This is a genomic window from Microcella pacifica, assembly GCF_009371975.2.
In the GTDB taxonomy this organism is placed as follows: domain Bacteria; phylum Actinomycetota; class Actinomycetes; order Actinomycetales; family Microbacteriaceae; genus Microcella; species Microcella pacifica.
In genome coordinates this window covers 120,464-131,809 of sequence record NZ_VIKT02000001.1, presented here as the reverse complement: position 1 = coordinate 131,809, position 11,346 = coordinate 120,464, and the positions used below count along the sequence as shown (strand labels likewise).

Genomic DNA, 11,346 nt, shown 5'->3' with positions numbered 1-11,346 from the left:
GGGAACCGGGGGAGCGCTAGCGCAGCACGCGCGAGTGCGAGCGTGCGAACTCGAGCGTCTCCCGCAGCCACGCGACGCGCTGCTCGTCATCGCGACCGCACGCGCGCGTATTGATCTCGGCGATGATGTGGCCCGCGAACCCCGACTCGGCAAGACCCTGCAGCACCTCGGCGACCGGTTGCGCACCGCGCCCGGGCACGAGGTGCTCGTCGAGCAGCGCGCCGCCGGGCGCAGTGCACGCCGCATCGCACAGGTGCACGTGCTGCAGGCGCGAGCCCCATTCGCGCGCGAGGTCGGCGGCTGAGCGCCCGCTCATGCCCGCGTGCGAGAAGTCCAGGGTGAGCGCGTCGACCTCGAGCACGCCGGGGTTCCAGCTCGGGGCGAAGGGATCGTGCTCGATGCCGCCTCGAGTGACGGGGAACATGTTCTCGACCGCGATGCGCATGCCGTGCCGCTCGGAGAGCCGCCGCACGGTCTCGACGAAGAGCGCGGCACTGCGGCGCTGCCAGCGGTAGGGAGGGTGCACGACCACGGTCGTCGCGCCGACGGCCTCGGCGAGCTCGACGCTGCGGCGCAGCTTGACGAGCGGGTTGCGGCCGAAGACGTGGCTGCTGAAGAGCAGGACCGGTGCGTGGATGCTCAGCACGGGCATCCCGAATTCGTCACTGAGCGCTGCCAGCCGCGACGGGTCCTGCGTGCCGCGGTCGCTCGTGATCATGACCTCGATGCCGTCGAAGCCCGCCTCCGCGGCGAGGCGGAAGGCCTCGCGCAGGCGTCGGGGGAGGACGCTCGTCGTACCCATGCCGATCTGAGCCACACCGTCACTGTACGTCGTGACCCGGGCCGCGACGCGGGAGCGACCCGTGAACTCTCGGTGACGCGCGGGAGAACCGCGCACGCTGCCCGCCGCGACTCTGGGAGGTCTCTGACCTTCGGCTGATACGGTTCGAGCGCCGGCCCCCGCCCATCGACGCATCCCCCTGAGGAGACGCCCGCGCGCCATGACCGACTCCAGCCAGAACGACTTCATCGTCGTCTCCAACCGACTTCCCGTCGACCGCGTCATCGAGCCCGACGGCACCGCCCACTGGCGGCGCTCGCCCGGCGGGCTCGTGACCGCGCTCGAACCCGTCATGCGCGCCTCCGAGGGCGCCTGGGTCGGCTGGGCGGGCAAGCCCGACCTCGAGCTCGAGCCCTTCACCGAAGACGGCATCGACCTCGTGCCCGTGCCCCTCAGCGCGCTCGAGGTCGAGCGCTACTACGAGGGCTTCAGCAACGACACGCTGTGGCCGCTCTATCACGACGTGATCGCCGCGCCGAGCTACCACCGCGAGTGGTGGGAGGCGTACCAGGTCGTCAACCAGCGCTTCGCCGACGCTGCGGCGGAGGTCGCCGCGCCGGGCGCGACCGTGTGGGTGCAGGACTACCAGCTGCAGCTCGTGCCCGCGATGCTCCGCGCGCAGCGCCCTGACCTCGTCATCGGCTTTTTCAACCACATCCCGTTCCCGCCCTACGGCATCTTTGCGCAGCTCCCGTGGCGGCGCCAGATCGTCGAAGGGCTGCTCGGCGCCGACCTCATCGGCTTCCAGCGCGTCGCCGACGCGGGCAACTTCACGCGCGCGGTGCGGCGACTGTACGGGCCGACGACGACGAAGGGCACGAGCATCCGCGTACCGAGCCCTGACGGCGGGCCGGAGCGCGTCGCGATCGCGAAGGCGTTCCCCATCTCCATCGACGTCGCGAGCTTCGAGGAGCTCGCGCGCCGCCCCGAGACGATCGAGCGCGCGCGGCAGATTCGCGAGGAGCTCGGCAACCCCACCACGATCATGCTCGGCGTCGACCGGCTCGACTACACGAAGGGCATCCGCCACCGCTTGAAGGCGTACGGCGAGCTGCTGCGCGACGGCGACATCGACGTGGGTGACGCCGTGCTCGTGCAAGTGGCGAGCCCGAGCCGCGAGCGCGTCGCCGCCTACATGCAGCTGCGCGACGAGATCGAGCTCACCGTCGGCCGCCTCAACGGCACCTACTCGACTATCAGCCACAATGCGATCGCCTACCTGCACCACGGGTATCCGCGCGAGGAGATGGCCGCGCTCTACCTCGCCGCCGACATCATGCTCGTGACGGCCCTGCGCGACGGCATGAACCTCGTCGCCAAGGAGTACGTCGCGTGTCGGCACGACGATGACGGCGTGTTGCTGCTGAGCGAGTTCGCCGGCGCTGCCGACGAGCTCAAGAACGCGCTGCTCATCAACCCGCACGACATCGACGGGCTCAAGGAGTCGATGGTGAAGGCGCTGCGCATGCCGAAGAAGGAGCGCGCGTCGCGCATGCGCTCGCTCCGTCGGCGCGTGCGCGAGAACGACGTCTCCTCGTGGTCGGACTCCTTCCTCTCGACCCTGCGGCAGAGCGCCGACGCGGCGAGGTCGGTGTGACCCCGGCCGATCGGCTCGCCCCGGCACTCGACGCCGCGCTCGAGCGCCTCGCCGCTGCCCCCCGACTGCTCGTGGCTCTCGACTTCGACGGCACCCTCGCGCCCGAGGTCGACGACCCGCTCTCGGCGCGTGCGCTCCCCGAGGCTGCGGTCGCGCTCGAGGCCCTTCGAGCGCTGCCCCAGACGATCGTCGCCCTCGTCTCCGGGCGATCGCTCGAGAGCCTCGCCCACGTCGGCCAGCTGCCGCCTGACACGCCGCTCGTGGGCTCCCACGGGCTCGAGGTGAGGCTCGGCGCCGGCGCGCCGGAGCCCGCGGTGGATGCCGCCGATCGCGAGCGAGTCGATACCCTCCGTGCTGCGCTCGCCCCGCTCGTCGCCGCCGTCGACGGCGCCTGGATCGAGGACAAGCCCGCGGGGTTCGCCGTGCACACGCGGGTCGTCGAGCAGGACGCGGCGGCCGCGCTCCAGCGCGACGCGCGTGAGCGCGCATCCTCTCTCGACTCCCGCCTCACGGTGCGCGACGGCAAGAACGTCGTCGAGTTCGCCGTGCGCGACGCGACCAAGGGCGACGGTCTGCGCATCCTGCGCGAGAGGCTCGGCGTCGACGCCGTGCTCTTCGCGGGAGACGATGTGACCGACGAGGATGCTCTGCGCACGCTCGGCGAGCGCGACCTCGGCGTCAAGGTCGGCGCTGCCGCGACCGTCGCCGAGCACCGCGTTGCCGACCCGGCCGCCATGGCCGCTGTGCTCGCCGAGCTCGCCGTGCGCCGTCGCGGGATTCTCTCGGCTTAGGCTCGATAGGCTAGACCCACAGCTCCGCTCGATGCGGCGCCCCATCCCGTTCGTGCCGTACCGACACCGAGGGAGGACGCTTGCTCCTCGTCCTAGCGGTGTTCGGCGTGGCCGCGATCATCCTCCCGGCCCTCGTGCGCGCCCTCGGCCGCCGGGTGTTCCTCGTCGCCGGACTCGTCTCCTTCGGCGCCTTCGTGCACACCCTGCTGCAGGCTCCCGCGATCCTCGACGGCGACCCGGAGGCGTACCCGATCGAGCGCCTCGCGTGGGTCACGCAGCTGCAGCTCACCCTCGACCTCAGCATGGACCCGCTCTCGTGGGTGCTCGCGCTCGTCATCACGGGCATCGGCAGCCTCGTGCTCGTCTACTGCTCCTGGTACTTCGCCGACGACGAGCCGGGCCTCGGGCGCTTCGCCGCCGTGCTGCTCGCCTTCGCGGGAGCGATGTACGGGCTCGTCACCGCCAACGACGTCTACCTGCTCTTCGTCTTCTGGGAGGCCACGAGCGTCTTCTCGTACCTGCTCATCGGCCACTACACGGGTCGGAGGGCGAGCCGCGGTGCCGCTCTGCAGGCTCTCATCACGACAACCCTCGGCGGGCTCGTCATGCTCGTGGGCCTCGTGCTGCTCTCGGTGCAGGCGCGATCGTCCTCCCTCGACGTGATCCTCTCCTCCTCGCCCGCGGGTGCCCTCACGACCACGGCGGTCTTCCTCGTGCTCGTCGGCGCCCTCTCGAAGTCCGCGATCGTCCCTGTGCACTTCTGGCTGCCCGGAGCGATGGCCGCGCCGACCCCCGTGAGCGCCTACCTGCACGCCGCCGCGATGGTCAAGGCGGGCATCTACCTGATCGCCCGTTTCGCGCCGGCGTTCTTCGACATGCCGGGGTGGCGTGAAGTACTGGTCGGGCTCGGCGTCGCGACCATGCTGCTCGGCGGCTACATCGCCCTCAAGCAGACCGACCTCAAGCTCCTCCTCGCCTACGGGACCGTCAGTCAGCTGGGCTTCCTCACGGTCGTCGCGGGCTACGGCACGCGAGACACGGCACTCGCGGCGCTCGCGCTCCTGATGGCCCACGCCCTCTTCAAGGGTGCGCTCTTCCTCATCGTGGGCATCATCGACCACGAGGCGGGCACGCGCGACCTGCGCAAGCTCTCCGGTCTCGGTCGACGTTCCCCGATCCTCGCGACGATCGCGGCGCTCTCGCTCGCCTCGATGTCGGGCGTGCCACCGCTCTTTGGCTTTGTCGCGAAAGAGACCGTGCTCTACGGGCTCCTCGTGGGCGTCGAGTCCGGCGACCCGATCGCCGTCGTTGCCGTGGTCGGGGTCGTGCTCGGCTCGGTCCTCACGGTGGCCTACAGCCTGCGCTTCTTCTGGGGTGCGTTCGCGCGCAAGGCCGGCGTCGACGACGTCACCTCGCTCGAGCACGTGCGCCGCGGCTTCCTGTTCGCCCCCACCGTCCTGGCCATCACGTCGCTCGCCCTCGGGCCGCTCGCGGGTCTCGCCGATCGCGCCCTCGCGGGCTATCCCACCCTGTTCGAGGCGCCGGAGGGCAAGCCGTACACCCTCGCGCTCTGGCACGGGTTCGAGCCCGCTCTCGGTCTCTCGGCGCTCACGATCGTGCTGGGGGCCGCGCTCTTCGTCGCTCGCACTCGCGTGGCGGCCGCGCAGAAGCGGCTCTCGACGGGGCTGAGCGCGAGCGAGGCGTACTGGGACGTCATGTCGGGCGTCGACCGCTTCTCTGCGCGGATCACGAGTCTCACCCAGCGCGGCTCCCTCTCGTTCTACCTCGGCGTCATCCTGCTCGTCTTCATCGCCGTCACGACCGCGGGCCTCGTCGCGGGCTCGACCTGGCGCACCGATGTGCGGGTGTGGGACTACCCCGCGCAGCTCGCGATCGCCGTCGTCATGATCGCCGCGGCGATCGCGGCGACGCAGGTGCAGAAGCGCTTCGCCGCGCTCGTCACGGTCGGCGTCACGGGCTTCGGGATGTCAGCGCTGTTCGCGCTGCAGGGTGCACCCGACCTCGCCATCACGCAGATTCTGGTCGAGCTCGTGACGCTCATCGCGTTCGTACTAGTGCTGCGCCGCCTCCCGGCCAAGCTCGGTGACCGGCACGGCAGCCATCATCGAGTGCTGCGCGCCGTCATCGCGATCGCCGCGGGCATCGTCATGGTGCTCATCGCCCTCGTCGCGGCCGGGGCGCGCACGACCGAGCGCATCTCCCTCGCCTGGCCCGAACTCGCCTTCGTCGATGGTCGCGGCAGCAACATCGTCAACGTCGCCCTCGTCGACATCCGCGGGTGGGACACGATGGGGGAGCTCGCCGTCGTCATCGCGGCGGCGACCGGCGTCGCGAGCCTGCTCTTCATCCGGGGCCGCGTCGACTCCACCTCGCGGGCGCAGCGTGTCACGATGCGCCGTCGTGCACGTGCTCGCGTGCAGCAGTCGCGCGTCGAGTCGATCCCGGGCGAGCGCCGCAACGCCTGGATCCTCGCGGGGCCGACGCTCGACCCGCGTCATCGGTCGATCCTTCTCGAGGTGGTCGTGCGCCTCATCTTCCACGCCGTCATCGTGCTGTCTCTCTACGTGCTCTTCACAGGGCACAATCTGCCCGGCGGCGGCTTCGCGGGCGGACTCATCGCGGGGCTCGCTCTCGTCGCGCGCTACCTCGCGGGCGGTCGGCACGAGCTCACCGCTGCGGTGCCCGTGGGCGCGGGGGCCGTGCTCGGCACAGGCATCGCCATCGCCGCTGGTGCCGCGATCGTGCCCCTGCTGTTCGGCGCGGATGCCCTCACCTCGACCTACTGGAAGGCGGAGCTCTGGCTCCTGGGCGAGGTCTCCTTCGTGACGTCGACGATCTTCGACATCGGCGTCTACCTCGTCGTCGTCGGGCTCGTGCTCGACGTGCTGCGCAGCCTCGGCGCCGAGGTCGACCGCCAGGGCGACGACGCGTCCGACCGGGCGAGCGGCCGCCGCGTCGACTCGACTCTGGCGGACTCGACTCTGGCTGACTCGACGAAGGCCGACTCGACGAAGGAGGGCCGCTCATGAGCATCTCGCTGATCCTCGTCATCACGATGGGTGCGCTCTTCGCCGCGGGCGTCTACATGCTGCTCGAGCGCAGTCTCACGCGCGTCGTGCTGGGCTTCCTCCTGCTGGGCAACGCCGTGAACCTGCTCCTGCTCATCATGGCGGGGGAGGCGGGCATCGCCCCGATCGTCGAGGAGGGCGTCGCCGACGACGCCTACACCGACCCTCTGCCGCAGGCGCTCATCCTCACGGCGATCGTGATCACCTTCGCGGTCTCCGCGTTCCTCCTCGCTCTCATCTACCGGTCGTGGCGACTCGCGAACGCGGACGACGTCTCCGACGACGCCGATGACGTCGCCCTGCGGGAGGGGGCCGTCGAGATGCCGGTCGAAGAGACCGCGCCGGACGCCGAAGACACCGAGTTCCCCACCGACGATGCGAGGAGTCGCGCATGACCGCGCTCGTTCCCCTCGTCGTCCTCGTGCCGCTGCTGGGCGCGGCGGTCACGCTCGCGCTCGGGTTCCGGCCTCAGGCGCAGCGCATCGTCGCGATCGTCGCCCTCGTCATCGAGCTCGGCCTGGGCATCGCCCTCCTCATCGCGGTCGACGCCGGTGGCCCGCTCGCCATGGAGCTCGGCGGCTGGTCGGCGCCGTTCGGCATCGTCCTCGTGGTCGATCGCCTCTCGGCCGTCATGGTGCTCGTGTCGGCCCTCGTGCTGCTCGCGGTGCTGCTGTTCTCGGTCGGTCAGGGAATCGCCGACGGCGACGAGGAGACGCCGGTCTCGATCTACAACCCCACGTACCTCATCCTCACGACGGGCGTCATGGTCGCGTTCGTCTCCGGCGACCTCTTCAACCTCTACGTGGGCTTCGAGATCCTCCTCGTGGCGAGCTACGTGCTCATCACGCTCGGCGGCACCGAGGCGCGCATCCGCGCCGGGGTGACGTACGTGATCGTGAGCCTCCTGTCGTCCCTGCTCTTCCTGGCCTCGATCGCGATGGTCTACGGTGCGCTCGGAACCGTGAACCTCGCCCAGGTCGCCGCCCGCATGCAAGACCTGCCTGCCGACGTCCAGGTGCTGCTGCACGTCATGCTCCTCGTCGCCTTCGGCATCAAGGCCGCGGTCTTCCCGCTCTCGTTCTGGCTGCCCGACTCCTATCCGAGCGCTCCCGCACCCGTGACGGCGGCGTTCGCAGGGCTGCTCACGAAGATCGGCGTCTACGCGATCATCCGCGTCGAGACGGTCATCTTCCCTGGCCCTGAGCTCAACCCCGCACTCATGGTCGTGGCGCTGCTCACGATGGTCGTGGGCGCACTCGGTGCCGTCGCCCAAGCGGATATCAAGCGCATCCTCTCCTTCACTCTCGTGAGCCACATCGGCTACATGATCCTCGGTGTCGCACTCGGCACGGCGGCGGGCACGGCGGCCGCGATCTACTACATCGCCCACCACATCGTCATCCAGACCACGCTCTTCCTCGCGGCAGGCCTGGTCGAGCGCGAGGCCGGCAGCACGTCCATCACGCGCATCGGCGGGCTGCTCGCGAGTGCGCCGCTCGTCGCCGTGCTGTTCTTCGTGCCCGCGCTCAACCTCGGTGGCATTCCGCCGTTCTCGGGCTTCATCGGCAAGCTCGGGCTCTTCCAGGCCGCCGCTGAGCAGGGGGATGCTCTCGCCTACGTCCTCATCGGTGCCGGTGCCCTCGTCTCGCTTCTCACCCTCTACGCCCTCGTGCGCGTCTGGAACCTCGCCTTCTGGCGTCCGGCGGGGGAGGTCGAGGGCGACGAGACGCGCCTCCTGCGCACCGTCGAGGAGGCCCCGCACTCCACGACGACGATCGCCGCGACCCGCGCGACCTCGCGACTCATGACCGTGAGCACCGTCCTCATGGTGGTCGTCGGCATCGCGCTCACGGTCTTCGCCGGGCCGCTCTACGGTCTCGCCGATCGCGCTGCCGACAACCTCGATGGCCCAGAGCAGTACATCCAGATCGTGTTCCCGCAGGGGGTGGAGCCATGATCGACGACACCGTCAACGACGGCGCACCTCGGAACGAGACCGCGGATGACGACCTGCCGACCATGTCGGAGGACCGCGCCCACGCTACGTTCCTGCAGCAGCTGCCGCTGCTCGTCGCACTCGTGCTCCTCTGGATGATGCTGTGGGGCTCCGTCTCCGTGCTGACCATCCTCACGGGCATCGTCGTCGCGCTACTGGTGACGCGCGCCTTCTACCTGCCGCCCGTCGAGCTCTCGCGCCGCTTCAACCCCTTCTGGGCGATCGCCTTCCTCACCCGATTCTTCGGCGAGCTCTTCGTCGCGTCCTTCCAGGTGGCGGCGCTCGCGTTCGCCCCGAAGGGTCGATCCCGCAGTGCGATCGTGCGCGTGCAGCTGCGCACGCGCGCCGACATCATCATGACCCTCACCTCCATCACGATCTCGCTCGTACCCGGCTCCCTCGTGATCGAGGTCGATCGACGGCACGCCGTGCTCTACGTGCACGTGCTCGGAGCCTCGAGCGCCGACGATGTCGAGGAAGCACGGCACCACACCCTGAGCATCGAGCGCCTCATCATCGCCGCGATCGGCTCGAAGGCGGAGTGGGAGCTGGTGCGCTGATGGTCGAGATCCTCTACGGCATCGCCGCCGCTCTGCTCGCCGCGACGGCGATCATCTCCATGTACCGCGTGATCGTGGGCCCGACGATCCTCGATCGCGTGATCGCCTCCGACGTGCTGCTCACGACGCTCATCCTCGTGGTCGCGACGGAGATGGTCATCAACGCCCACACGCGCACGATCCCTCTCATGGTCATCCTCGCGGCGACCGCGATCTTCGGCACCGTCGCGGTCGCGCGCTTCGTGACGAAGACCGAGGGCAGCCCGTGGCGGAAGGACGTGCCGTGATGTTCGACCTCGAGCCCTGGGACACGATTCTCGACATCTCCTCCGCCGTCCTCCTCGTCGTGGGAGCGGCGCTCTCGCTGGCCGCCGCGGTCGGCCTCATCCGATTCCCGGATGCCCTCGCACGGCTGCACGCGGCGACCAAGCCGCAGATCCTCGGTCTGATCCTCATCGTCATCGCGCTCGCCCTGAGCGTGCGCAGCTGGGCGGCGCTCCTGCTCCTGCTGCCCGTCATCGTCTTCCAGATGCTCACCTCGCCCATCTCGGCTCACATGGTCGGCCGCTCGGGGTACCGCACGGGCGCCTACGATCCCGACGGTCTCGTGGCCGACGAGCTTGCTCCCGACATCGAGGAGGCCTCGCGCTCGAGTGTCGTCTCGAGCGACGACGACGAGGCCTGAGCGGAGCCCGGGCGCGGGTCGGCGAGCATCAGCCGCACGTCCTAGACTCGAGGGCATGACCGAGGTCGATCACAAGCCCCGTTCCCGCGTCGTCACCGATGGCATCGAAGCGACCACGTCGCGCGGCATGCTGCGCGCTGTCGGCATGGGCGATGACGACTGGGACAAGGCGCAGATCGGCATCGCGAGCTCCTGGAACGAGATCACCCCGTGCAACCTCTCGCTCGGCCGTCTCGCGCAGGGCGCCAAGGAGGGCGTGCACGCGGGCGGCGGGTACCCCCTGCAGTTCGGCACCGTGAGCGTGAGCGACGGCATCTCGATGGGCCACGAGGGCATGCACTTCTCGCTCGTGAGCCGCGAGGTCATCGCCGACAGCGTCGAGACGGTCATGCAGGCGGAGCGCCTCGACGGCTCGGTGCTGCTCGCCGGCTGCGACAAGTCGATCCCCGGCATGCTCATGGCCGCGGCGCGCCTCGACCTCGCGAGCGTGTTCCTCTATGCCGGCTCGATCGCGCCCGGCTGGGTCAAGCTCAGCGACGGCACCGAGAAGCCCATCACGATCATCGACTCCTTCGAGGCCGTCGGCGCGGTGAAGGCCGGCAAGATGACCGCCGAGGACGCTCATCGCATCGAGTGCTCCTTCGCCCCCGGTGAAGGTGCCTGTGGCGGCATGTACACCGCGAACACGATGGCCTCCGTGGCCGAGGCGCTCGGCCTGAGCCTTCCGGGGTCGGCGAGCCCAGCATCCTACGATCGCCGTCGCGACATGTACGCCCACCGCAGCGGCGAGGCTGTCGTGAACCTGCTCAAGAAGGGCATCACGGCACGGCAGATCCTCACCAAGGAGGCCTTCGAGAACGCGATCACGGTCGCGATGGCCCTCGGTGGCTCCACGAACGTGGTGCTGCACCTGCTCGCGATCGCGCATGAGGCCGAGGTCGAGCTCACCCTCGACGACTTCAACCGCATCGGCAGCAAGGTGCCCCACATCGGCGACCTCAAGCCCTTCGGCAACTACGTCATGAACGACGTCGACAGGCAGGGCGGGTTGCCGGTGCTGCTCAAGGCGCTGCTGGATGCCGGGCTCCTGCACGGCGACGCGCTCACCGTCACCGGCAAGACCATGGCCGAGAACCTCGCCGAGCTCGACCCCGATCCGCTCGACGGCGAGGTGCTGCGCACCCTCGACAATCCGATCCACGCGACCGGCGGTCTCACGATCCTCAAGGGCACCCTCGCCCCGGAGGGCGCCGTCGTGAAGACGGCCGGCTTCGACGCCGCGGTGTTCGAGGGCCCGGCGCGCGTCTTCGAGCGCGAGCGCGCGGCGATGGATGCCCTCACCAACGGAGAGATCACGGCGGGCGATGTCGTCGTCATCCGGTACGAGGGCCCCAAGGGTGGCCCCGGCATGCGCGAGATGCTCGCCATCACCGCCGCCATCAAGGGCGCGGGACTCGGCAAGGATGTATTACTCTTGACCGACGGTCGATTCTCAGGCGGCACAACCGGGCTGTGCATCGGCCACATAGCTCCCGAAGCGGTGGACGCTGGTCCCATCGCCTTCGTGCGCGATGGTGATCTCATACGGGTCGATATCGCTGCTCGCTCACTCGACCTACTGGTCGACGAGGCCGAGCTGGAGGCGCGCCGCACCCACTGGGCGCCCCTGCCCCCGCGTTACACCCGTGGCGTTCTCGCCAAGTACTCCAAGCTCGTGCGGTCCGCCGCACAGGGAGCGGTCACCGGGTGATGCGCGCGGTGCGCCCGCCCACGATCGCCGACACTCT

General features: G+C 69.8%; 10 protein-coding genes. 9 read left to right on the top strand and 1 reads right to left on the bottom strand.

Annotation, left to right across the window (positions count from 1 at the left end):
• Positions 1–16: 16 nt before the first annotated feature.
• Positions 17–817 (bottom strand): sugar phosphate isomerase/epimerase family protein, encoded by an 801-nt coding sequence (locus FK219_RS00630; protein WP_152581959.1) that lies wholly within the window; start codon positions 815–817, stop codon positions 17–19.
• A 184-nt stretch (positions 818–1,001) separates the two neighbouring features.
• Between FK219_RS00630 and FK219_RS00625 the strand changes: the two genes are divergently transcribed.
• From FK219_RS00625 to ilvD, 9 genes are all read left to right on the top strand, one after another.
• A complete protein-coding gene (locus tag FK219_RS00625; protein WP_152581958.1) occupies positions 1,002–2,438 on the top strand; it encodes an alpha,alpha-trehalose-phosphate synthase (UDP-forming) in 1,437 nt (478 codons plus the stop codon).
• On the top strand, positions 2,435–3,229 hold the full coding sequence (otsB, locus tag FK219_RS00620) for a trehalose-phosphatase (RefSeq protein ID WP_152582053.1): 795 nt from the start codon (positions 2,435–2,437) through the stop codon (positions 3,227–3,229). The genes FK219_RS00625 and otsB overlap by 4 nt, the downstream gene beginning before the upstream one ends.
• Before the next feature lie 80 nt (positions 3,230–3,309).
• Positions 3,310–6,279 (top strand): Na+/H+ antiporter subunit A, encoded by a 2,970-nt coding sequence (locus FK219_RS00615; RefSeq protein ID WP_152581957.1) that lies wholly within the window; start codon positions 3,310–3,312, stop codon positions 6,277–6,279.
• Positions 6,276–6,713 (top strand): Na(+)/H(+) antiporter subunit C, encoded by a 438-nt coding sequence (locus FK219_RS00610; RefSeq protein ID WP_152581956.1) that lies wholly within the window; start codon positions 6,276–6,278, stop codon positions 6,711–6,713. The genes FK219_RS00615 and FK219_RS00610 overlap by 4 nt, the downstream gene beginning before the upstream one ends.
• Complete coding sequence (locus FK219_RS00605) at positions 6,710–8,275, top strand: Na+/H+ antiporter subunit D (RefSeq protein WP_152581955.1); 1,566 nt, start codon at positions 6,710–6,712, stop codon at positions 8,273–8,275. Before FK219_RS00610 ends, FK219_RS00605 begins: the two co-directional genes overlap by 4 nt.
• Positions 8,272–8,874, top strand: coding sequence for a Na+/H+ antiporter subunit E (locus FK219_RS00600; RefSeq protein ID WP_152581954.1), 603 nt, complete (start codon positions 8,272–8,274; stop codon positions 8,872–8,874). Before FK219_RS00605 ends, FK219_RS00600 begins: the two co-directional genes overlap by 4 nt.
• Positions 8,874–9,161: a monovalent cation/H+ antiporter complex subunit F gene (locus tag FK219_RS00595; protein ID WP_152581953.1), complete on the top strand. Its 288-nt coding sequence runs from the start codon at positions 8,874–8,876 to the stop codon at positions 9,159–9,161. The genes FK219_RS00600 and FK219_RS00595 overlap by 1 nt, the downstream gene beginning before the upstream one ends.
• Positions 9,161–9,559: a monovalent cation/H(+) antiporter subunit G gene (gene mnhG / locus FK219_RS00590; RefSeq protein WP_152582052.1), complete on the top strand. Its 399-nt coding sequence runs from the start codon at positions 9,161–9,163 to the stop codon at positions 9,557–9,559. Before FK219_RS00595 ends, mnhG begins: the two co-directional genes overlap by 1 nt.
• Positions 9,560–9,614: 55 nt before the next feature.
• Positions 9,615–11,309: a dihydroxy-acid dehydratase gene (gene ilvD / locus FK219_RS00585; protein ID WP_152581952.1), complete on the top strand. Its 1,695-nt coding sequence runs from the start codon at positions 9,615–9,617 to the stop codon at positions 11,307–11,309.
• The last annotated feature ends 37 nt before the right edge of the window (positions 11,310–11,346 follow it).

Coding starts and splice junctions, on each gene's coding strand:
- FK219_RS00625 (WP_152581958.1), top strand. CDS start 1,002: ATGACCGACTCCAGCCAGAACGACTTCATCGTCGTCTCCAACCGACTT.
- FK219_RS00610 (WP_152581956.1), top strand. CDS start 6,276: ATGAGCATCTCGCTGATCCTCGTCATCACGATGGGTGCGCTCTTCGCC.
- FK219_RS00605 (WP_152581955.1), top strand. CDS start 6,710: ATGACCGCGCTCGTTCCCCTCGTCGTCCTCGTGCCGCTGCTGGGCGCG.
- FK219_RS00600 (WP_152581954.1), top strand. CDS start 8,272: ATGATCGACGACACCGTCAACGACGGCGCACCTCGGAACGAGACCGCG.
- FK219_RS00595 (WP_152581953.1), top strand. CDS start 8,874: ATGGTCGAGATCCTCTACGGCATCGCCGCCGCTCTGCTCGCCGCGACG.
- mnhG (WP_152582052.1), top strand. CDS start 9,161: ATGTTCGACCTCGAGCCCTGGGACACGATTCTCGACATCTCCTCCGCC.
- ilvD (WP_152581952.1), top strand. CDS start 9,615: ATGACCGAGGTCGATCACAAGCCCCGTTCCCGCGTCGTCACCGATGGC.